Genomic DNA, 23,833 nt, shown 5'->3' with positions numbered 1-23,833 from the left:
AATTAGTCCAAAAAAATAAAACAAATGAAAGTACATACACACATCGTTTACCTACTCCTTTTCGCACTGACGTTGGTTTCCTGTAGCGCATCGGATGATAATTCGAATACCAATCCAGCCTACACACAATACGGTACCCCTTTTGAAAAAATGCCCAAAAAGGAAGATGCCATTATTTATCAAGTCAACATTCGTGCTTTTAGCCAAGCCGGGAACCTGAAAGGGGTTCAAGATCGATTGACAGCGATTCAAGAACTGGGCGTAAATGTTATTTATTTAATGCCTATTTATCCTGTGGGTCAAGTTCGCTCTGCGGGTGGATTGGGTTCTCCTTATTCTGTTAAGGATTACAAAGCGGTAAGTACCGAATTTGGAACTCTAGCTGATTTGCAAGTTTTGGTCGAAGAAGCGCACAAAAAAAACATGGCCGTTATCCTGGATTGGGTGGCTAACCATACCGCTTGGGACAATGCTTGGATTACCACACACCCGGAATACTATCAAAAAGATGCCAATGGGAACATTATAATTCCTCCTGGAACCAATTATAATGATGTTGCTCAATTGAATTTTGACAATCAAGACATGAAAAACGCCATGATTGACGCCATGTCCTACTGGGTATATACCGCTAATATCGACGGTTTTAGATGCGATTATGCCGATGGTGTTCCGCAAAGTTTTTGGTCACAAGCCATTACCGCTTTGCGAAAAATCAAAAATCAAAACCTATTAATGCTTGCCGAAGGGTCAAAAGTGAGCCACTTTGCCGCTGGTTTCGATTATACGTTTGGTTTCGGATTTTATGGTGGTTTGAAAAAAGTCTTTGGCGAAAACAAATCGGCTACTACATTGCAAGACGCCAATGCAGCTGAATATGCTATTAATTATGACAACTCGCAACGCATTGTACGCTACACGACCAATCATGACGTGAACCTCTCGGACGGTACACCACTTGAGTTGTTTGGCGGCAAACAAGGTTCTATAGCGGCGTTTGTGGTTGCTGCTTACATGAAATCAGTTCCTATGATTTACAACGGACAAGAAATTGGATACAAAAAAAGAATCGATTATTTTACCAAAACGCCCATCGATTGGACTACGGCCGACGCCAATATGCTAGCAGAATACAAAAAAATAATCGCTTTTAGAAACACCAGTAACGCCCTAAAAACTGGAACCTACAAAGGTTTTAGTAGCGATGCCATTAGCGCATTTACCATGGAAACCGAAACTGAAAAAGTGTTTGTCCTTTCGAACCTTACCCCTGTAAGTGCCAAATATATTCTTCCAGCTCCATTAGCAAAAATCGCTTGGAAAGATGGTTTCACTGGAGCAGCAACATCCTTTACAACCGAGGTTATGGTTTTGCCATTTCAATATCTCGTTCTCAAAAATTAGATTCTAGCACCCATTTCGCATTCCTTGTCACAAAGGCGCAAAGACAGTAAGTAGTTTTTAAACTATAGCGTCTTCGCATCCCTTATGGAACTTTGTTGTGTCCATTTCTTTGCGCTTTTCTGGCATTTTAATTCGCTAAAAAAACTAAAAAACATGAATTTTAAAACCCAAAATGAAATCGGTTCCTCCCGAATCAGGAGGAATCTAATGGCCATGCTACTGGTTTGTTGCAGTTGCTTTTTGGCGAAAGCCCAAACCATTGCCTCGCCAAACAAAAATCTTTCGTTACAATTTGAATTAAAAGCCAATGGAGTTCCGTCCTATCAATTGACTTATAAAGGAAAACCGGTCATCAAGCCCAGTACTTTAGGGCTAGAAATCAAAGATGGTGCTTCGTTTATGGAAGGTTTTTCGGTGACAAATACCGAACAAAAATCCGTAGATGAATCTTGGAATCCTGTTTTGGGAGAACAAAAAACCATTCGCAACAAGTACAATGAGTTGGTCGTGACTTTGGCACAAGCCAAAAACAACAACCGCTACATCCGCATTCGCTTTCGTTTGTTTGATGATGGATTGGGTTTCCGATATGAATTTCCAAAACAAGAACAGCTGAACTATTTTATCATCAAAGAGGAGCACACCGAGTTTCAATTGGCTGGAAATCACAAAATATTTTGGATTCCAGGCGATTACGACACCAATGAATATGCGTATACGACTTCTAAAATTTCGGAGATTCCGTCTTTGATGAAAAAAGCCACTGTCGAAATCAATTCGCAATGGCCTATCAAAGAGTTGGCAGTACAAACCCCATCGATGATGAAATCGGATGATGGCTTGTACATCAACATTCACGAAGCCGCTTTGGTTAATTATCCCGCGATGTCGTTGCAGGTTGATGCTACCACTTTCAAGATGAGTAGCCACCTCACGCCAGATGCCGTGGGCAACAAAGGCTATATGCAAACCGATGCCCAAACACCTTGGAGAACAATTGTTGTGAGCGACAAAGCTACCGAAATACTAGCTTCAAAACTGATTTTAAACCTCAACGAACCTACCAGTTACAAAGATGTTTCGTGGATAAAACCCGTAAAATACATCGGGATTTGGTGGGAATATTTTGTAGCTGGCAAAAGTACTTGGGCATACGGAAAAGAAAATAACGTAAAACTAGGTCAAGATTTTTCCAAGCTTACGCCCAATGGCAAACATGGAGCCACCACCGAGCACGCCAAAGAATACATTGATTTTGCTGCCGCCAATGGTTTTGACGCCCTCCTTATCGAAGGGTGGAATGTAGGTTGGGAAGATTGGATCAACAACTGGAAAGAAGAAGTATTTGATTTCACAACCGCTTACCCCGATTTTGATGTCAAAGCCGTTCACGAGTACGCTGCTGCAAAAGGCATAAAAATCATCATGCACCACGAAACATCTGGTGCTGCTACCAATTACGAACGTCGTTTGGACAGAGCCTTTGAGTTCATGAACGCCAATGGATATGACGCCGTAAAAACCGGATATGTGGGCAAAATTATTCCGCGTGGCGAGCATCATGACGGACAATGGATGGTCAACCATTACATACATGTAGCCGAGCGTGCCGCCGATTACAAAATTATGATTGACAGCCACGAGGCCGTAAGACCAACAGGTCTAAATCGTACGTATCCCAACTGGATTGCGCAAGAATCGGCACGAGGAACCGAGTTTGAAGCCATGGGCGGCTTGAATCCCGATCATACTACTATTTTGCCTTTTACCCGATTAATGGGCGGGCCAATGGATTTTACACCTGGGATTTTTCAGACCGATCTTACGTATTACAAAACAGGTGGCAACCAACGGGTGAATACCACATTGGTCAAACAATTGGCGTATTACGTTACGATGTACAGCCCGCTACAAATGGCGGCCGATATCCCTAGTAATTACACTCGTTTTCCAGATGCTTTTCAGTTCATCAAAGATGTGGCAGTAGATTGGGATAACAGTTATATACTAGAAGCCGAGCCAGGCGATTATATTACGATTGCTCGAAAAGCCAAAGGAAAAGACGCTTGGTTTGTAGGTGGAATCACCGATGAAAATGCCAGAACGGCAACCATCGTTTTTGATTATTTGCCTGCTGGCAAAAAATACATCGCCACCATTTATGCCGATGCCAAAGATGCTAGCTGGAACCAAAATCCTCAAAAATATACCATTTCTAAAGTGGTTGTAACTGCCAAAACAGTGCTCAAACAATACATCGAACCCGGTGGTGGTGTTGCCATTAGCATCAAAGAAGCAACTGCAGCGGAGATAAAAGGATTGAAAAAAATCTAATCTCAAAATAAACAAACCCATTACAAGCCATAGACTTTGTAATGGGTTTACAATCCAAACAATTTTGCTATTACTAATTATTAAAAAACAAAAACCATGAACAAAAAAGTACTATTATTCGTTATGTGTCTTTTGACATTTTCTTTTGCAAATGCAAAAACAGAACCGCTCTCTTCTATCCAAAAACAAAACACAGCTGCTCTGGTAGTCAGTATTTTTGGAGACGCAACCCCAGGATCTTGGACTACTGATACCGACATGACCACCACTGACGGAGTTGTTTACACAATTACCAATGTGGCTTTGATTCCTGGCGCTTTGAAATTTCGTGGCAACCATTCTTGGGATTTGCCTTACGACTGGGGAGGAACTGCTTTTCCGTCTGGTACAGCAGTAGTGCAGGCTAGTGGTATTACAATCCCAACAACTGGGACTTACAATATTACGTTTGACACTTCGACTTTGGCTTATGCAATCAATCTTCAGGCCGCAACATTTCAGGTGGTGAGTATCTTTGGAGACGCCACCCCAGGAAAATGGACTACTGATACGGACATGACTACCACAGATGGCGTTATCTACAGCATAAAAAACGTAGCGTTAATTCCTGGAGCATTAAAATTTAGAGGAGATCATGCTTGGGTTTTACCTTATGATTGGGGAGGAACTGATTTTCCGTCAGGTACGGCAGTAGTAGCGGCAAATGGCATTGCTATTCCAACGGCTGGTCTTTATAATATTACTTTTAACAAAACAACCCTTGCTTACAGTTTTACATTTCAAGTAATCAGCATCTTTGGAGGAGGAACTCCTGGTAAATGGGATTTTGACACCGATATGACTACTACAGATGGAATCAATTATACCCTCAATAATGTGGCTTTAATTCCTGGTGCTTTAAAATTTCGTGGCGATCACTCTTGGACTTTGCCTTACAACTGGGGTGGAACTGACTTTCCTTCTGGTACAGCTGTAATCGATGCAGATGGTATTACTGTTCCTTCAACAGGTACCTTCAATATTAGTTTTAACAAAACAACATTTGCTTATGTTATCACTAATACGCTAGGTCTTGCCACTTTTGACGCATCATCATTCAACGTGTATCCTAACCCAGCGCAAAGTAATTGGACTTTTAGCAGTTCCAAAGAGACTATAGAAAGCATTCATCTTGTTGATATCACCGGAAGAACAATTAAAACCGTTACTCCCAAAAACAGCAAAGTGACTCTTGACGCCTCGGGATTAACTAGCGGTATTTATTTTGCCAAAGTAACCACAGCTTCAGGTACCAAAACGATGAAAGTGGTAAAACAATAATTTTTTTCTAAAAAAAAATCCCCTGTGAACAGCTTGTCAAGGGGATTTTAATTTACAATCATCGTATAATGACGTGTTTTGAAAATTATACAAAATGGAGTAATAGATTGATTTTGAACTATTATTGGCAATATTGCTTCTTTTGACTTTACGACATTAAAACTTTCGACTTACTTAATTTACAATTCTTTTCTGATTTTTTTATCCTCTAAAACTGGGGATAGGCTTTCTTGTGCCCAAATTCAACCGCATTAACATTATTAAATAACCCAAAAAACAATAACCACTAAACCCAATTATGAAATGAAAAAAATGAAAAAATTAGTACATGCAACACTGTTTTTCTTGTTGTTTATAGGAACTGCAGTCTATGCTCAAGATCCGGCTCAATACGGAACACCTTACACAGGAGTTTCGGATCTTAGAGATGCCAGTATTTATCAGGTGCACATTCGACCGCACAGTGCCGCAGGAAATCTAGCTGCTGTCACTGCAGATTTAGATCGAATCAAAGCACTTGGTATTACTGTTTTATATCTAATGCCTATTTATCCGTATGGCACTGATTCTAAAAGTTCTAATTCTCCATACTGCATCAAAGATTTTAAAGCTGTAGGAACAGAATACGGTTCGCTAACGGATTTACGAAACCTTGTTGATGCCGCACATAGCCGAGGAATGGCCGTTATCTTGGATTGGGTTGCCAATCAAACTTCCTGGGATCATGCCTGGATTACCCAACATCCTGATTATTATGTTCAAGTCAATGGTGTGATTCAACAATTAAGCACGTATTCGGATGTTGCTGCCTTAAATTTCAATAGCACAACAATGAAAGCAGCGATGATTGATGCCATGCGCTATTGGATATTTGCCGCCAATATTGATGGCTATCGCTGTGACTTTGCCGATAGTGCCCCAGCTGCTTTCTGGTCGCAAGCCATCACTAATTTAAGAGGCATTACGTCGCATAAATTAGTACTTTTTGCCGAGGGAACTCTTGCCCAAAATTTCACTTCTGGTTTCGACATGAATTTTGGATTTAAGTGGTACGGAGATGCTATAAAAGCGGTTCACACTGGAAGTTCGGTAGCGCAACTTCAAACGGTTACTAATACGGAATACACATCGGCAAATGCCACACAACAAATGGTTCGGTATACCGCAAACCATGACTCGGAAACTACTGAAACGGCTATGAATGTTTTTGGTGGACACGACGGTGTAATTGCTAATTTTCTAGTATCCGCCTATATGCGTGGCGTTCCGTTTTTAACCAGTGGTCAAGAAGCTGATTTCAACCAAGTAATTCCGTGGCCGTATACAACAGTGAAAATCAATTGGAGCAATACTACCGCAAAAAATGATTTCACCAAAATTCTAAATTTTAGAAACACCAGCGAAGCCATTAGACGGGGTACAATGACTAATTATTCTAATACTAATGTGTGTGCTTTTACCAAGACATCTGGTAGCGAGAAAGTTGTAGTTCTTACTAACTTACGGGGATCGGCATCTACTTTTGTCGTGCCCGCAGCATTGGCAGGAGCCTACAAGGAGGTGTATACAGGAGCAACTATTAACTTGACTTCGGGCGCAACAATGACTTTGAATGCGTACCAGTATATCGTGGTTACAAACCAATATTATTTCACCATTAAAAACAGATGGAAAGGAACCTACCTTTATGATGCTGGCGCCAATGTAGGCTATGGAGCAACAGTAGCAAACAACAATTACCGTTGGGAAAAAGTAATGGTTGATGGTCGCTACACGCAGTTCAAAAACCTTGGTACAGGCGAATTCATGCACATAGAAAACCAAACTGGTTCAGTGCAATGTGGCGGTATAACCGCTGGTTGGTCTAGTGCGCAATGGACACCGGAATACATTGATGGTACCTGGTTTAGAATTAGAAATAAATGGCAATCTGCCAGTATTGTTAATGTAGAAGCACAAACTGGATTTGCTCAATATTCAGGATCTCAAGATAGTTTTTATAGTGCACAATGGCAATTATCTCCAGTCGCAGCGGGAACGGCAACTTCTCGATTGTCGAATGCAAAAAGCATTCAAATTGAAGAAGAAAAGGTAACTATGGTGGCATATTGTAATCCAACCACTAACGGAAAAATAAGCCTAAAATTAACTGGTTTAAAAGAGGGAGAATCCAGCTTGATTACGGTGTACGACATACAAGGAAAAATGGTGTATGAGCAAAAAGTAAGGGGTGAAGGCGCTCTTTCAAACACATTTAAACCCGGAATATACATAGTAAAATTAGTGGGAGATACTACTTTAAGTCAAAAAATTATAGTGCAATAAATTAAATAATACTAGAACGGAAATGCAATAAAAAAATTGTAGCTCAAAATGCTACTGCTTACTGCTGCAAGTGTAACTAGTTAAAACAAGCTACAGTAGTTGCACCTTGAAAAGAAAGAGACTGTTCCAAAAAGACAGTCTCTTTTTCTTTTTTACCATACGCAAATGAAGAATAGTAAAATAATTTATTAGGACTTAAAAAATCTAGTTCTGCCACGATAATTGTCATTTAAAACAATACATTTTGAATTTAAAGAATTGTCTTTTGCCACTTCGTATTTATAATAAAAACAAAAAAGCTGCTCTTCATTTTGAAAATGATAGCAGCTTTTTTTGAAATCTTAAACGCAATTTAGTTTAACATAAATTCTTGCGCTTGGTTTCCTATTTGAACTTTAAATTTCCCTTTTTCAGAAATCCATTTCAAATCATTGTTGACAAATTGCAAGTCTTTTTGAGTTAAAGTAAATGTTAGTGTTTTGCTTTCGTTGGGAGCGAGTTCTATTTTTTGAAACCCTTTTAATGCTTTTACTTCAGGAGTAATGCTTGCCACTTCATCCGTTAGGTAGAGTAAAACAGCTTCCTTACCTATTACTTTTCCAGTATTTTTTAGGGTAATGGTTACCGTAACGGTATCCGTATTAGTAATGGCTGGTTTGTCAATTTTTAAATCCGAATACTCAAAAGTAGTATAGGACAATCCAGAGCCAAATTCATATTGTGGCGAATAACTTTTTTCGTATTTGGCATCGTTATTTTGCTCCTCATCGCCCAGACTCTCGGTGTATTTGCGGTTGTATTTTTCTAATGAATTGGGATATCTTGGATAATTATACGGCAATCGTCCACTTGGATTTACGTCGCCATACAAGATGTCAGCCAATGCTCTTGCGCCTTCGTTACCTGGCAAATAGCACTGAATTACGGCATTCATTTGGTCTTCAAAATCACTAATTAAGCGTGGTCTTCCTTCGTTCAAAACTAGAATAATGGGTTTGTTGAGTTTGGCAAGTGCCAAAGCCAATTTCGTTTGTGACGGTGTAATGTATAAGTTGCTAATGTCGCCTGGCGTTTCGGTATAGTTTTTTTCGCCCAAACACAACACGATTTTCGATGCGTCTTTGGCTAATGCTACTGCTTTTTCTATAGCGGCATCATCATAATTGGCTAAATCCGCACCTGGAGTATAGAGTACGTTTTGGGCACCAATTTTATTTTGCAATGCTTCAAGAATAGTCATTTTATCGGCAGCATAGGTATCGGAATTTTCTCCTTGCCAGTTGTAGGACCAGCCTCCATTTAGGTATTTCATGCTATTGGCTGTTGGACCTGTTACGAGTATTTTTTCGTTTTTTTGTAAAGGCAAAACAGCAGCATTGTTCTTGAGTAACGTAATCGATTCGGCAGCGGCATTGTAGGCTACAGCAATGAATTCTGGGGAGCCAAATTTAGGATAATCCTTTACATTAGCAACCGTGTTTTGAAACAAGTTAAGTTCGAATTTCATTTTGAGAATTCTAGAAACAGCATCGTCAATACGGGACATAGGCACTTCGCCTTTGTTTACTAAATCCAATAAATCCGTGTAAAAAGTATAGTCTTCTGGCACCATGCTCATATCGATTCCTGCCATAACCGAAATTCGTACGGCATCCCGATTGTTTTCGGCCACTTTATGACGGGTGTATAAGTAGATAATATCTTTCCAATCCGTAACAACTACGCCTTCAAAACCCAGTTCTTTTTTGAGTACATCGGTAATCAAGTATTTACTGGCATGAACAGGAGTTCCATTTATTTCGCCTGAACTCACCATAACACTTTTGGCTCCCGCCTTGATGGCTGCTTGGTAAATCGTCAAATCAAATTGTCTTAAAATGCGTTCTGGAATAATACTTGGAGTTCTGTCCTTGCCCGTGGTGGTGCTTCCGTATCCTATAAAATGTTTCATGCAGGAAGCTACGTGGTATTTTGACCCTATGTCATTGCCTTCAAAGCCATTAACCATTGCCGTTCCCATTTGTGCCGATAAATAGACATCTTCACCAAAAGATTCCCAAGTACGAGACCAAGCTGGGTTTCTAGGTAAATCTAAATCCGGAGAAAAAACCCAAGGAATTGAGGAAGCTCTGGTTTCGTAAGCGGATATTTCGGCTCCTTTTTTTACAATTTCGGTATTGAACGTGGCTGCCATGCCTATTTGTTGTGGAAATAATGTGGCACCTGCCGTATAACTTGATCCGTGAATGGCATCAATGCCATATAAAACTGGGATTTTGAGTCTGGTTTTATTGGCTTCGTTGCTAATGCTTGTCAAGACTTCATTCCATTTTTTGGTCGTTGCAGCACCGGGATTTGGCACGTTCAAAATCGATCCAACATGATAGTTTTGAATACCCTCTTTTAGTTTTTCGGTATCTAGAACACCCGGTTTTCCTTTGATTTCAAAGTTGGTAATCGTTATTTGAGTCATTTGACCAATTTTTTCTTCCAAAGTCATTTTAGACACTAAATCGGATACTTTTTTATTGATTTCTGCCTTTGTATTTTGGCTCCAAGACCCACTTGAAAAAAGTAGGAAGGGAATTAGTAATAGGATATTCTTTTTCATTTTTCGTTTTTTCGAATTATTTTTTAATAGCTTTTAAAAGTATAGTATATAATCTAGTCGCCCCTAATTAGGACTTCGTTTTAGGTTAAATAAGTCAGCTTTAACGTTTTCGTTTTCTGAAATTTGTTTTGTTTTTTTGGCATAAAAAATCCCATTTTGAAGGTACAAAATAGGATTTGATAGATTGTTTTTGAACCAAAATGTAATTTTTCTAACCGTGATACACTCGTGATGCGATAATTTTATCATCTTTCACAACGAGTACTTCGGCAACGAGCATATCGTCTTGATCTGCTACTGTCCGAATGTATTCCATAAAAACCCGATCCCCATTTGCGGTAAGCGATTTGACTTTGTAATTTAAACTTGGCAAACGCTCGAATGCTTCTTGCCACCATTCTCGTAGCGCTTGTTTTCCAGTGATAAGGCCATGTGTTTGGGGTTGTTGTATTTTTAGTTTTGGGCTATAATGTTCCGCATCGTCATCATACAAGGACAAGAGTTGGTCCAGATTGTGGTTGTTAAAGGCATCAAACCATTTGAAGGCAATTGATTGTAATTTTTCTGGTGTCATAGTATTTTTTATAAAAAAATCCCAATTCAAATACTAATGGATTGGGATTTATATAGCTAATTTTAAAAAGACTTATACGTTTTTGAGATTGATAATTTCTTGGTCAGTAAGCAATCGCCAGTTTCCTCTTGGTAGATTCTTTTTGGTCAATCCTGCAAATGAAACGCGGTCTATTCGCAAGACATCATAACTGAAATGTTCAAAAATGGCGCGAACCACTTTTACATTCGAAGACCGAAGTTTAAGACCAATTTCGCTTTTTGATTCGCCTTCAATATAACTAACATCTTCAACAAATACGCGGTGTCCGTCCAGAACCAAACCTTTGTTTATTTTTTCTAAATCTTCAAATTTTAAGTTTTTGTCTAGCGAAACTTGGTAAATTTTAGAAGATTTTTGACTTGGTAAAGTAAATTTTCGAATCATATCGGTATCATTGGTAAACAACAATAAACCGGTTGTATTCTTGTCCATTCTACCCACAGCAGCAATTTTTGCTGTGGTAGAACCTTTTACTAATTCCAATACATTTCTAAATTCTTGTCCTTCGTCAAGTGCAGTAGTGAAATTTTTAGGCTTGTTTAATAAAATGTATACTTTTTTCTCTGGAGTCAAAACGGATCCGTCAAAATTGACAACATCGCCGGGTTTTACCATATACCCCATCTCTGTAACAGGGATTCCATTTACTTTTACTGTACCAGATTGAATGTAAATATCGGCATCACGTCTTGAGCAAGCCCCAGAATTTGAGATGTATTTATTCAAACGAATTTCGTCTTTTACCTTAGGTCTTTTGGGAGCTTGATTGGGTTTTTTCTCCACTTTATCAGTGGTGTCAGCAACTTTAACGATTGTTTTTACTTTTTTTGGCCCTTGTGCCCTTTTTTGCATCGCAGGTTTTGGCTTATTCGAACTTGGTCTAGAACTTGTTGGTCTAGCGCCATTCCCTCTGTTATTGCCTTCCTTATTATTCATAATATTCTATAATTTGTGCAAAGATACTATTTATATCATTGAGAAACGATTTTTGGGAATTAGAAAACCGTAATCAACTGTAAAGTTGGTTGTTATGCCGTGTCTTTGGAGCTGTTTCCTGCCATTCACTGTATCTTGTAGGCGGAACCCCCGCCCACAAGGATGCCGTTCCTGTCAGGGCTAGGGTGGAATTAAATTTTCAACAGCATATTTTTGCCATGCCACAACACACTAGGATTAATGAGTACGATGCAAAAAACGCCTGAAACAATTAGAAATTTGAGCACATTATGAAGCAACAAGAATTGTTCTTTCGTGTTGGATTGCCATAAATAAAGTACAAAGAAAATGAGCACTATCAAGCAACCATAAAAATAAATGTCCATATACCCCACATCGTATATTTCGATCAAAATATAGACCGGAATAATGGTGAGAAAAGTCAAAACTGTGATGCTTTTTTTAGCAACTATTTCGCCATAAAGGATGGGAATTGTTTGGTAATTATTAGCCAAATCACCTTTAATGTTTTCTAAATCTTTGATCATTTCGCGAATGAGTAGCAACAAAAAAAGGAAGGTCGCATGTGCAAAAATTACCGCAAAATGCCCCTTGTGATTTTCGATTTCATTAAACGAAATCGAATTGTAATAGTACAACAAAATAGCAAAAAACGGCAATACCGCCAACAAAGCCGACGTTAAATTCCCAACAATTGGAATTTTTTTTATTTTATGAGAATAAAACCAAATCAAGAAAATATAAACCGAAAAGAATAAAAAAGCCCGCCAAGAAATGAACAAAGCCATAAGAGCAACTACGAAATTTAGCGTAAAATAAACGCTCAACTTTGTTTTTTGACTCACCAAGCGATCCAACATGGATTTGTTAGGACGGTTGATTAAATCTTTCTGGCTGTCATAAAAGTTATTGATAATATAGCCCGAAGCAATCGTCAATGCCGATGCAAAAACGAGTATAAATAAATTAAAATCGAGTAAAATGGCCAACGCTCTTTTCTCCGGAGCAAGAATAAACACCGCCGAAAGATATTGCGCCAAAATAATAATGGGAATATTATAGCCTCTAACCACAGAGAACAAACTGACAATTTTCATTACAAGAAGTTTGTTTTTTCTGCTAAACATGAGTTGCGTTTATGGTTTAAAGTGGGATTTTTTTTTAAAACTGATATACGACTTCTAATTTGTAATCCTTTAAGGAGGCTTTTGCACGTTCTAAATCTTGGGTAAAACCCAGCATATAACCGCCACCACCAGAGCCACATAGTTTCAAATAATAGTCATTGGTGTCAATCCCTTTTTGCCAAATGCCATGAAATTGCTCGGGAATCATCGGTTTGAAGTTGCTCAAAACTACTTTCGATAATTTCTTGGTATTCATAAACAAGGCCTTCATATCGCCACCAAGGAAATTCTCCACACAAGCATCGGTATGTTTTACAAATTGATTTTTCAACATGGTTCGAAACCCTTTGTCTTTCAGGCTTTCCATAAAAATATTGACCATAGGCGCCGTTTCGCCAACAATTCCTGAATCTAACAAAAACACGGCTCCTTTGCCGTCAAAACTTTGTGTTGGAATTCCTGTAGCTTCAATATTGTCTTTTGAATTAATCAAGATAGGAATACTCAAATAGCTGTTCAAAGGATCTAATCCCGAACTTTTGCCGTGAAAAAAACTCTCCATTTGCGAAAAAATCGTTTTCAAAGTCAATAGTTTTTCACGCGTCAAATTCTCGAGAACCGTAATTTTGTCATGTGCATATTTGTCGTAAATAGCCGCTACCAGAGCACCGCTACTCCCTACGCCATAACCTTGCGGAATGCTGGAGTCAAAGAACATTCCCGTGGCAACATCGTCTTGTAAGGTTGCTAAATCAAAGGAAACCAAATCCGGTTGTTCGTTTTGCAACTTTTCTAGATAGGCAACAAAACGTTTCAAATGCCCATTAGATTCGATTGCTTCTGGAGACGGATTGGCTTCTTTTTTTAAAGCGCCGTTATAAAAATTATAAGGAATAGACAAGCCTTTCGAATCTTGAATAATTCCGTATTCTCCAAAAAGTAATATTTTTGAGTAAAATAAAGGTCCTTTCATAGTTGTTTTGAACTTATTTTATTTTGTTAATTTTTATTGGGTTTTGTTGCGTATCAAAAAGAGACAATATTCTAATTTTTTTTGAATTAAATCGATAATAAATAGTTGATTGTTTTGACAAAACACATCTGTGTTGGTTTTTGTTAATTTGAGATTTTGGAAAAATTTCAGGTTCATTTTGAATTAAGTGAATTAACTTATCTAGTTTTAAAATGAATTTTTCTCTAACTTTTATAGACCATTTTAATTCTAAATGTTCCAACAAATCAATTAAACTTTTTTCAGCATTTTTTGAAAAGATGATTTCTCTTTTCATTATCTGTATTTTTTCATCAAATCTTCATAGAGCACGAATTCCCCTCTCTCTATTTGCCTTTCCCCTTCTTCAATTTCAAATTTTTGTTCTTCAGTCAATTCATCCCAAAAATCCTTTTTTTGGGTGATGAATATTTTTTTGATGGATGCAAGTATAGACTCATCGTTGGTTTCTTCCAACAATTTCATCAATTTTGATTTTTCTAGTTGAATGTTCATATTTGCCTTTTTAGAAATATATTAAATTCTTTCCGCCCCATTCCCTATTTCATCGCAAAGATACTGACCATTTTGGCAATAGCCAACTAATTCGTGTTTAATAAATTGCAAGACTTTTTCTTTGACATTTTCGGGGTACAAAACGTGTACATTGGCACCTGCATCAAGAGTAAAACAAACAGGAATTTGAGTCTCATTTCTAAATTTCCAAATGGTATTTATGATTTCTAATGTGTTTGGTTTCATCAAAATAAAATACGGCATCGAGGTCATCATCATAGCATGCAGCGTCAAGGCTTCGCTCTCTACAATTTTTATAAATTCGTTGAGATTGCCACTTTCGAAAATCGGAATGAGTTGGTCTAGATTTTCGTGTGCTTGTGCAAACCGCCTTTCGGCAAAAGGGTGGTCGTGCATCAAGTCGTGTCCAAGGGTGCTCGAGACTTGTTTTTCGCCTTTGTCAACTAGCAAAATCGTATCTTGAAAATTCTTGAAATTGTCGTGAATCGCCTGCGGATAGGCTACGCCATACAAATCCGAACTTCCGTTGATATTGGCTTGATTCCCCCACACAACAAGGCTTCCTTTTACGCTTCGGCAAGCGCTTCCGGAACCTAAACGTGCCAAAAACGAGGCTTTACTATAAAAATAATCCTCGGTCATTGCGGGATTTAAGGCTTTTTCTAGACTCATTAAATTCATTGCCAAAGCCGCCATTCCAGATGCCGATGATGCAATTCCAGAACTGTGCGGAAACGTGTTTTGGGTATCAATTGTAAAATGATAGTCGTTTATAAAGGGCAAATAAAGGGCAATTCGCTCCAGGAATTTTTGAATCTTTGGCTTGAAATCTTCTTTTGGTTTTCCTTCAAAAAGCAAATCGAATGAAAAATTAGTGTCGTTCTTTTTTTTGGCGAAAGCCAATTTGGTAATCGTTTTACAAGTATTCAAGGTAAAACTAACCGATGGATTTGCTGGAATTTGCTTCGCCAGTTCGCCTTTCAGGCTCGGGTGATTTTCTTTTTTCCCCCAATATTTTACTAATGCAATATTGCTGGGAGCACTCCACTGGAAATGGCCACTTTCAATCGTGTGGGTGTAGGGTAACGGAATAAAATCGTTTGCTGAAACCATAAATGAAACATTTTTTGCAAAGATACTTCTTTCTTATGTATTCGTTTGTTGATTTATGAGGGGAATCTATAGAAAGATTTGACTAAATTTGGCTTACTTTATAAAAACATAAAAATGAACAAAATCACTCGAATTTTGACCGTCGTAATCACGTGTCTTGTCATAGGATATTTTTCTGGAATGGTTACTAGATCCGCAATAACAACTTGGTATCCAACGCTTATAAAACCGAGTTTTAATCCGCCCAATTGGATTTTTGCACCCGTTTGGAGTATGCTATATATCCTGATGGGAATTGCTGCAGGATTGGTATGGAATAGGATTGATTATGAGAAAGAAATCGTCAAAAAAGCGCTGCTTTTTTTCGCCATTCAGTTGGCTTTGAATGCGCTTTGGTCGTATCTTTTCTTTGGATTGCACAACCCAATGTTGGCTGGTTTAGAAATAATCATTTTGTGGTTACTGATTTACGAAACCTATGTTCAGTTTGCCAAAATTAATAAAATTTCAGGATATTTATTCCTGCCATATTTGGCTTGGGTAAGTTTTGCAGCGGTTTTGAATGCGAGTATTTGGTGGTTGAATCCTTAAATACTATTCGCCACAATAAACCCACTTGTCCAGGCATTCTGGAAATTAAAGCCCCCTGTGATGGCGTCAATATTTACTATTTCGCCAGCAAAATAAAGGTTTTCATGTAATTTACTTTTCATGGTTTTGAAGTTGATTTCTTTTAAATCAATTCCGCCAGCGGTTACAAATTCTTCTTTGAAGGTGCTTTTGCCATTGACTTGAAACGTGCCATTGGTTAATTGCTGCACTAAATTTTGCAGTTGCGTTTTAGACAAATCCGCCCATTTTGTTTCGGGAGTAATGCTGGACGCCAAAACCAAACTCTCCCACAAACGGTTTGTTAATCCAAAAAGAGCGTTTTTGGAAACCATTTTTTTGGCATGATCTTGCTTGGTTTCTTTCAGGATTTTTTCGGCATCTTCTGGAGTACTGTCATTGAGCCAATTGACATAAATGGTAAACTGATAGTTTTTGTCATGCAAAATCCGAGCTCCCCAAGCCGATAATTTCAAAATCGCAGGGCCGCTCATTCCCCAATGTGTGATTAATAATGGCCCCGTTGATGCGAGTTTTGTGTCTTTTACTTTTACCTTAACTGGGGCTGCAACTCCAGGTAATTCTTTGATTCGGGCATCTTTGATATTGAAGGTAAATAGGGAAGGAACTGGCGGGACTATGGCGTGACCAAAGGTGTGTAGCAAGTCCCAAATTTTGGGATTGCTTCCTGTTGCGAGAATTAGTTTTTCGGTAAGGTAGTTTTCGGATTGGGTTTCGATTTTCCAAAATGCCTCTTTCCTGAAAATAGATTGTACGCTTTGCCCTGTCAATACTGCAATTCCCAGTTTTTTTGTAGCCGCTAGAAAACAATCAATAATCGTTTGGGAGGAATTAGAGATGGGAAACATACGTCCGTCAGCTTCGATTTTGAGTTCCACGCCGTGATTTTCAAACCACTCAATGGTGTCACCAGAGCAAAACTGATGAAACGAACCTCGCAATTCCTTTTCTCCACGAGGATAAAATTTTACTAATTCATTGGGTTCAAAACAGGCGTGGGTCACATTGCAACGCCCGCCACCCGAAATGCGAACTTTGCCCAGCACCTCTGCACCTCGTTCTAGAATGGCTACTTTTAGTTTTGGGTTTTTCTCCACACAATTTATGGCCGTAAAAAAACCCGCCGCACCGCCACCAACGATTATAATGTCAAAATTTTGATTCATATTCTATCTGGGAAATCCGTGATGATTCCGTTTACGTTGAATGATTTTATTTTTTGAATGTCTTCAAGTGTATTGATTGTCCATGGAAAAACCTGAATTCCTTTTTCTTGAATTTGAGCCGTATTTTCTTTGGTTAACAAATGAAAATAAGGATGAATTGCCTCGGCTTTCATAAATTTGGCAACTGAAAAAGCAAGGTCTAAATTGGTTTCGGTTAGGATTCCAATGGGAATTTTTGCATTCAAAAACCGAATCTGTTGCAACGCGTTCCAATCGAAACTAGAAACTAAAAAATGGCTGTAATCCCCGTTTTTATCCAAGATGTATTGTTCGATAGTTGTGATCACTTTTTCGGCAGTTTCATAACTTTTTAGCTCAATATTGACTAATACGTTTTGATTTACCAAATCCAATACTTCTGTAAGAGTTGGAATTTCGTGAATTCCAGCAATTCTAAAAGTTTTTAATTCCAGCAAAGATAGGGTATTTACAGCTCCTTTTCCGTTTGTAGTTCGGTCAATCGTATCGTCGTGCAGCACCATCAAGTGACCATCTGCACTCAAATGCACGTCTAGTTCGATGCCGTCAACCTGCATGTCGATTGCTTTTTGAAAGGACGCAATTGTGTTTTCGGGTTCGTAACCCTTTGCTCCTCGGTGACCTATTTTGAGCATAGTGCTTTTTTTTGGCAAATATAAACATAAAAAAAACGCCTTTATTTGTAAAGACGTTTTGCGTTTTTATAATTTCAATCAACGAACAATTGATTCACTAAGCGGTTCGATTTGCTAGTTTTTTAATTCCAATAATACAAAGGCAAATGGCGAATCAACTACTACTTTGCCATTAGCAACAACTACTTCTTTGCCAGAATAGGTTTCTCTTAACGTAGTTCCGTTGCTGAAAATGGAAGCTACCGCAAGTTCTTTTTTGCCAATAGGCATATCCAAACCAACAATTACTTTGTCTATAAAACCGTCTTTGGTAAACGTTCGGCTAAAGGTGTAGGGTTGTGCCGTAATTTGAGTGTGAATTCCCGCACCAATACACGGATGATTGTGTCTAAATTGTCCTAATTTTTGCCAATGCGCTACTATTTTTTGGGTTTCGGGATTGGTTTTGATGGAATCCCAATTCATAAACGAACGTAAAGTTGCATCGCCTTGTGTTCCTTGAACGACAAGTGAACGCCCCGATTCATCGCCATAATAGGTTTGAGAAAGTCCAGGCGAAAGCAATAATTTAGTCCCGCTTTCAATACTTTTGACACGTTTGGGGTCAAATGGAGCACCGTCGTCGTGAGAGGACAAATAGTTTAGGACGCTGTATCCTTTGAGCTCATTATTTAATTTTGAGGAATATTTGGAGAACAAAAATTCATAGTCTTTTTGAGCATCCCATTTGAATTCAAAATTAATCATGTTGTTGAATCCGTTTTGATAATAATTTACTTTTTTGTCTCCAAAGTCAAAAAGTTGTCCGCCGCTTATGCCGTAATTATATACTTCGGCGATGGTGTAAAAAGCATTGTTATCGAGTACTTTTTCGGGATTGTTTTTCTTCCAAGTTTCAAAAGCATAATTACATTGGGTTTTAAAATCAGCCCAAACATCTTCTTCGGTATGTTTTACAGTATCGGCTCGGTAGCCATCAATTCCAAATTCAGTGATGTAATCCGTCAACCATTTGATGATGTAATACTTGGGTGTTCTTGGATAGCCAGTGCGGGTAAAAAAAGCATTTAAGGATGCCATTTCAGTATCATAACGCCCTTCTGATTTCCATTTTTCGGCCAAAAAAGGTGGAATTGTTACTTCAATAGTGCTTTCGGTTTTTACATCAGGAAGATTGGCAACCAAGGTACAAGCGGTTGTATTCATAAAATTTTTGTAATCGCATTGTGGCCCGGTGCGCACCCAGTTTTCTGGCCAAACGGTATCAAGTGGCGTTACTGGCCCAGTATGGTTGATGACGCCATCGAGTACAATTCGGATGCCTTTGGCGTGGGCTTTGGTAACTAATTCTGCGAGGTCTTTTTTGGTTCCAAAATTAGGATCCAATGCCGTCCAATCTCTTGCCCAATAGCCATGAAAGCCATAGCTTAAGCCAGTTCCTTCATCAACTCCGTCGTGAATTTGCTCCACAATTGGGGTCAGCCAAATGGCATTGATTCCTAATTTTTCAAAATAGCCATCGTCTATTTTTTGAATGATTCCTTTGATGTCGCCACCTTCAAAACCACGTAATTTTCCAGCAGTTTTGTCTCGACCAAAGTTTACATCCGTACTTGGATCTCCATTGTTAAAACGATCCGTCATCAAGAAATATAAATTAGCTCCTTCCCAAACAAATGGTGTTTTTTGCGGTTCTTTCATACTTGTTTTTTTGGTTGAGGAACAACTGGATAGCACTAGCGAAAATGTAATCAAGCTATAAATAATAATTTTTTTCATGGCGTTTTTATTAAAATTGTACGTGTATTGTATTGGGTTTTCCTTGTTGCAAAACCACTGTAATTTCGATTGTTTTTTCTTTGGTTTGGAAAGAAGCATTTTTTCCGTCAACGAGCACTTTTTTGGCTTTTCCATTCAAATTATGAACGAGTAAAGTCATCCTCTTTTCGGCAGATTGGAATGCTTTTCCTGTTGTTGTCGTCACGTTTATGGTGAGGTCTTTTTCAGTTGCAACTTGATTGAATTTGAGGATTTCAAAAGCTCCTTTTTCATAAGCATTAGGCGTTGTCCCGTTGTCATTGTACAATTGTCCTTCGCTTTTGGGTGTTTTTTCATCAAAATAAAAATGCAAATCAAAATTTGTCAACGCATATTTTGATGTGTTTTGAATAGTTGCAATCCTTGGAATGAAAGCGCCACCACGCACAAAAACGGGAATGTGATCCGCAACGACCGCTACAGTTGCCGTTGTTCCTGCTTGCTTTTTTTCGTCGGTATAAAAGTCGAACCAATTGTTGTTTTTTGGAAAATAAACAACCGCTTCAGTACTTCCTGGCGAAGTGATGGGATGTACCAAAAAGTCATTTCCCCAAAAATAGGTTTCGGAAACATTTAGTAAGGCTTGATTTTGCGGTTCTTCAAACAGCAGCGGACGCATTAATGGTGTTCCTTTTTGATTGTTTTCGAATGCCAAAGTATAGTTGTATGGCAGCATTTGGTACCGCAATTCGATTTCTTTTTTGGCTTTTGCCTTGGTGACAATATCCTTATAAACAGGTTCTGATGCTACAGCTTCGCCAGCATGTGGACGAAATATGGGTTGGAAAACGCCATATTGCAACCACCGAATGTACAATTCATTGTCAAAATAATCGCCAGCAAAACCACCCAAATCCGAGTGCATATATCCCATTCCTTGCATGCCCATTTGCAATGCAATTTCGGGTTGCGATTGCAATCCTTCCCAAGAACGGCTCACATCACCCGACCACGGAATCATACCAAAACGCTGCGAACCCGAGTACCCAGAGCGCATCAAGATGAAAGGGCGTGTGTTGGGAAACTCTTTTTGGTAGCCTTCTGCCACTAGTTTTGCCCAGTTGTGTCCGTAAATATTATGGACGTCATCGGCTTTTCCTTTGGCAGTAATGCCTTGTGATGGGAATGCTTCGGGCTCGCCTAGATCGCCCCACAAACCACCAACGCCCTGGTTAATTAAATTTTTGTAAATGGACCAAAACCATTGTTTGCCTTCGGGTTTGAATACGTCGATTATTCCGGTGTTGCCAAAATAGAAATCATACGTAAAAGGATTTCCGCTAGCATCCGTTGCCAAGACTTTTTGGGCTACGGCTTCTTGCCATTTGCTCGAAGTTGTTAAAACAAAAGGCTCGGTTATGAGTACGGTTTTGATGTCTTTCGCATTCAAATGGGCGATCATTTTTGTTGGGTCTGGAAAACGTTCCTTGTCCCAGTCCAAATTGCCCAATGTGCCTTGAATTGTTTTGCCAAACCAGTATAAATCAATAATAATTGCGTCAACTGGAATGGAATCGTTTTTGAATTTTTCGATGGTTTTTTCGACTTCTTCTTGGCTGTGATACCCAAAACGACTAGAGAAATTACCTAATGTCCATCGTGCTGGCAAGGGTTGTTTGCCTGTTAGAGCAGTATAATTTGAAATCAAATCTGTCCAAGAATCGGCTGCAATGACTTGGTAGGTTTTTCGTCCAGAACTAGTTTCATAGGCTAATGTGTTGTTTTTTTGACTGTCTAAATCCAAATAGCCAGTAGCGGGATTGTCAAAATGAACGGCATACATTTTTGAAGATAAAACTAGTGGAATGCAAAAATTGAGCAGCGGAGCGTGGTTAGAATACCCAAATTGTGCCCGATTGTACAATTGCAATCTATTGCCACGCCGATTCATTCCTAACGCTCTCGAGCCACCACCATACAAGGTTTCGGTTGGGTCAAGATTGAAATCTATGGTTTGGGTATTTTCATTTTTGGAATAGCCATTTTTTTCAGAAAGGAGCAATTTGTTTTTGTACGAATACGAAATTTTAAATGGTTTTTTATCAATTATAACACGGATTCCTTTGGTCGAAAGCGCAATTGTTTTTGTGGTTTCGGTGACTTTTGAAATGTTTTTTTGAGGCATCAAAACCACGGCATGCGACTCCTTATCGAATAGTTCTCCGTTTGGAATAAACGTGGTTTCGATAGTGTTCTCGGAATACGGTTTTAGCAAATACAACCCATCAGTCGTTTTTATTTCTAATGTGCTGTTGGTTTTTGTATAGCTCAGGTAGTTGCGATTGGCGTTTTGTGCAAAAGCAAAACCGGTGGCTAGCAAATAGATGAATAACTGTTTCATGTTGTTTGGGAAAGTCGTTTAGTTCAATTCTAATAGTAAAACCGATTTGCTATCAATATTCATATCGGTTTTCAAATCGACGGATTTTCCGGTGAGGACATCGGTTCCTGTATTGAAATTTTGAATGTTTTCTTGAAATCGTTTGGTTTTTACAGTTTGGTTTTTATCGCTGTTGTTGACTACCACCATAACCGTTTTTTGAGCGGTATATCGAAAATAGACATACACATTATTTTCAGGAATATAGTGTGTGGTTTTTCCAAAATGTACGGCTTCATTGGTTTTTCGCCATTGAAAAAGTTTTGCTGTGAAGTCAAAATACTGGGCTTGCTCTGGTGTTCTACCTGATTTTAAAAACGCATTGTTGGTATCGCCTTTCCAGCCACCAGGAAAATCTTGGCGTATAGCTGCGTCGCCACCTTTACTCTTATTACCCGCCATTCCTATCTCGGAGCCGTAATACAATTGCGGAATTCCACGAAGTGTAGCTACCAGTGTCATGGCCATTTGGTATTTTTTGAAATCGTTTTTGTAGGTTTCGTTGAAACGATCGGTATCATGATTTTCGGCAAAAATGAGTAAGCTGTTTGGATTTGGATATAAAAAATCATTGGCTAAATTGTCGTAGATTTTCATCATGCCTTTGTCCCAAGTAGCTTCATTTTCGTTAAAAACACTTTGTAAAGCGGTTAGCAAAACAAAATCCATAACGCTAGGTAAATTCGAATTGAAGTTTTGAATAGCTCCAATCTTACTGTTTTTTTGCCAAAAGGCCATTTGTGCTTGGTCTTGCATCCAAATTTCGCCAACAATATTAAAATTAGGATACTCGTTTGTTATTGCTTTTGTCCATTTTGCAATGCCGTCTTTGTCGCAATAGGAATACGTATCTACTCTAAAACCATCTACATTGGCGTATTCAATCCACCAAATGGCGTTTTGAGTCAGGTAGTTTAGAACCAATGGATTGGTTTGGTTTAAATCAGGCATTGAGGGCACAAACCAACCGTTGAAACAGGTTTCGTAATCAATTTTGGAAGCGTTTATATCGTGTACGGTTGTTCTTTTATGCGTGGTTCCAGTGTACGTTTCAAATTGATTGATCCAATCCTTGGTTGGTAAATCATTCATCATCCAGTGTTGTATTCCCCAGTGATTGGTCACATAATCCATGATAAGTTTCATGTCACGCTGGTGCAATTGTGCGGATAGTTGTACATATTCCTCATTGGTTCCAAAACGGGGATCTATTTTATACACATCGGATTGGCCGTAAGTGTGGTAGGAGTAGGCTTTGTCATTGTCTTCGCAAAGTGGTGTTGGCCATAATGTGGTTACACCCAACTCTTTCAGGTAATCTAAATTTTGAATCATTCCTGCAATATCGCCGCCATGTCTGCCACCTGGGTTGCTGCGGTTGGCTTTTTCGATGACCGTTGGGTTGCTATCATTTTTGGGATTTCCGTTAGCAAAACGATCAGACATGATGAGGTAAATCATATCCGAGGCATCGTAACTTTTGCGTTGAGCTGAATTGGGTCTTCGTTGTTTTAAGGCATATTTTTGGGTAAAAGCCACTTTTTTATCTTTAGAAAAAGTAAAAAGGAGTTCTTGTGCTGTTGCTTTTTGGGTGTCAATGGTGACAAAGAGGTAATTGGGGTTTTCGGTTCTTTTGACCTCCAGAATAGGAATATTGTGAGAAACGGAAACGTCGTTTTGGGCAATATTTTTCCCATAGAATAAAATTTGAAGTTCAGGATTGTGCATTCCTGCGTACCAAAATGGGGGTTCGACTCTTTGGATTTGAGCCAAAAGGCAGTTGGAAACTAAAACGAGTAAGAGTGCTATTTTTTTCATTTTGATGTAATT

The 23,833-nt window shown here is 38.8% G+C and carries 19 protein-coding genes; 5 read left to right on the top strand and 14 right to left on the bottom strand.

All coding sequences use genetic code 11. The annotated features are described in order from the left end of the window. The first annotated feature begins 24 nt into the window (after positions 1–24). From FNW21_RS09050 to FNW21_RS09035, 4 genes are all read left to right on the top strand, one after another. Positions 25–1,404, top strand: a complete 1,380-nt coding sequence (locus FNW21_RS09050; RefSeq protein WP_144256422.1) for an alpha-amylase family glycosyl hydrolase — start codon at positions 25–27, stop codon at positions 1,402–1,404. Between the two features lie 207 nt (positions 1,405–1,611). Continuing rightward, positions 1,612–3,738, top strand: a complete 2,127-nt coding sequence (locus FNW21_RS09045; RefSeq protein ID WP_235889616.1) for a glycoside hydrolase family 97 protein — start codon at positions 1,612–1,614, stop codon at positions 3,736–3,738. A 96-nt stretch (positions 3,739–3,834) separates the two neighbouring features. Then, a complete protein-coding gene (locus FNW21_RS09040) occupies positions 3,835–5,058 on the top strand; it encodes a T9SS type A sorting domain-containing protein (protein WP_144256420.1) in 1,224 nt (407 codons plus the stop codon). A gap of 312 nt (positions 5,059–5,370) precedes the next feature. Then, positions 5,371–7,383, top strand: coding sequence for an alpha-amylase family glycosyl hydrolase (locus FNW21_RS09035; RefSeq protein WP_185963910.1), 2,013 nt, complete (start codon positions 5,371–5,373; stop codon positions 7,381–7,383). A gap of 76 nt (positions 7,384–7,459) precedes the next feature. Here the strand turns inward: FNW21_RS09035 and FNW21_RS16315 are convergent, their stop codons facing one another. From FNW21_RS16315 to FNW21_RS08995, 9 genes are all read right to left on the bottom strand, one after another. After that, a complete protein-coding gene (locus FNW21_RS16315; RefSeq protein WP_185963909.1) occupies positions 7,460–7,600 on the bottom strand; it encodes a hypothetical protein in 141 nt (46 codons plus the stop codon). Between the two features lie 135 nt (positions 7,601–7,735). After that, entirely contained in the window at positions 7,736–9,994 is a 2,259-nt protein-coding gene (locus FNW21_RS09030; protein WP_144256418.1) for a glycoside hydrolase family 3 N-terminal domain-containing protein, read from the bottom strand. Between the two features lie 211 nt (positions 9,995–10,205). After that, positions 10,206–10,568 carry a nuclear transport factor 2 family protein gene (locus FNW21_RS09025; protein WP_144256417.1) on the bottom strand — a complete coding sequence of 121 codons (363 nt, stop codon included), beginning with the start codon at positions 10,566–10,568 and terminating at the stop codon, positions 10,206–10,208. A gap of 72 nt (positions 10,569–10,640) precedes the next feature. Continuing rightward, the gene (locus FNW21_RS09020; RefSeq protein WP_144256416.1) at positions 10,641–11,546 is read right to left on the bottom strand and encodes a pseudouridine synthase; all 906 of its coding nucleotides are present in this window, start codon (positions 11,544–11,546) and stop codon (positions 10,641–10,643) included. A 191-nt stretch (positions 11,547–11,737) separates the two neighbouring features. After that, a complete protein-coding gene (locus tag FNW21_RS09015) occupies positions 11,738–12,694 on the bottom strand; it encodes a geranylgeranylglycerol-phosphate geranylgeranyltransferase (RefSeq protein ID WP_144256415.1) in 957 nt (318 codons plus the stop codon). A gap of 34 nt (positions 12,695–12,728) precedes the next feature. Further along, entirely contained in the window at positions 12,729–13,667 is a 939-nt protein-coding gene (locus FNW21_RS09010; protein ID WP_144256414.1) for a mevalonate kinase family protein, read from the bottom strand. 13 nt (positions 13,668–13,680) lie between these two features. After that, positions 13,681–13,983, bottom strand: coding sequence for a type II toxin-antitoxin system RelE/ParE family toxin (locus FNW21_RS09005; protein WP_144256413.1), 303 nt, complete (start codon positions 13,981–13,983; stop codon positions 13,681–13,683). Continuing rightward, positions 13,983–14,201, bottom strand: a complete 219-nt coding sequence (locus tag FNW21_RS09000; RefSeq protein WP_144256412.1) for a hypothetical protein — start codon at positions 14,199–14,201, stop codon at positions 13,983–13,985. The genes FNW21_RS09005 and FNW21_RS09000 overlap by 1 nt, the downstream gene beginning before the upstream one ends. Before the next feature lie 21 nt (positions 14,202–14,222). Beyond that, a complete protein-coding gene (locus FNW21_RS08995) occupies positions 14,223–15,335 on the bottom strand; it encodes a diphosphomevalonate/mevalonate 3,5-bisphosphate decarboxylase family protein (protein ID WP_144256411.1) in 1,113 nt (370 codons plus the stop codon). A gap of 114 nt (positions 15,336–15,449) precedes the next feature. Here FNW21_RS08995 and FNW21_RS08990 point away from each other — a divergent pair, with 114 nt between their 5' ends. Next, positions 15,450–15,926, top strand: a complete 477-nt coding sequence (locus FNW21_RS08990; RefSeq protein WP_144256410.1) for a TspO/MBR family protein — start codon at positions 15,450–15,452, stop codon at positions 15,924–15,926. On the opposite strand, the gene FNW21_RS08985 is transcribed toward FNW21_RS08990, so the two are convergent. The 5 genes from FNW21_RS08985 to FNW21_RS08965 form a co-directional block, all read right to left on the bottom strand. Further along, entirely contained in the window at positions 15,923–17,131 is a 1,209-nt protein-coding gene (locus FNW21_RS08985) for a BaiN/RdsA family NAD(P)/FAD-dependent oxidoreductase (protein ID WP_144256409.1), read from the bottom strand. The two genes, FNW21_RS08990 and FNW21_RS08985, sit on opposite strands and share 4 nt — an antisense overlap. Then, positions 17,128–17,805, bottom strand: a complete 678-nt coding sequence (locus tag FNW21_RS08980; RefSeq protein ID WP_144256408.1) for a glycerophosphodiester phosphodiesterase — start codon at positions 17,803–17,805, stop codon at positions 17,128–17,130. The genes FNW21_RS08985 and FNW21_RS08980 overlap by 4 nt, the downstream gene beginning before the upstream one ends. Before the next feature lie 114 nt (positions 17,806–17,919). Continuing rightward, positions 17,920–19,584 carry an alpha-amylase family glycosyl hydrolase gene (locus FNW21_RS08975; protein WP_144256407.1) on the bottom strand — a complete coding sequence of 555 codons (1,665 nt, stop codon included), beginning with the start codon at positions 19,582–19,584 and terminating at the stop codon, positions 17,920–17,922. Between the two features lie 10 nt (positions 19,585–19,594). Next, on the bottom strand, positions 19,595–21,964 hold the full coding sequence (locus FNW21_RS08970; protein ID WP_144256406.1) for a glycoside hydrolase family 31 protein: 2,370 nt from the start codon (positions 21,962–21,964) through the stop codon (positions 19,595–19,597). An 18-nt stretch (positions 21,965–21,982) separates the two neighbouring features. Continuing rightward, the gene (locus FNW21_RS08965) at positions 21,983–23,821 is read right to left on the bottom strand and encodes a glycoside hydrolase family 13 protein (protein ID WP_144256405.1); all 1,839 of its coding nucleotides are present in this window, start codon (positions 23,819–23,821) and stop codon (positions 21,983–21,985) included. Between the last annotated feature and the right edge of the window lie 12 nt (positions 23,822–23,833).

Source organism: Flavobacterium restrictum, from assembly GCF_007097245.1.
GTDB lineage: Bacteria > Bacteroidota > Bacteroidia > Flavobacteriales > Flavobacteriaceae > Flavobacterium > Flavobacterium restrictum.
This window is presented reverse-complemented; position numbering and strand designations above follow the sequence as displayed.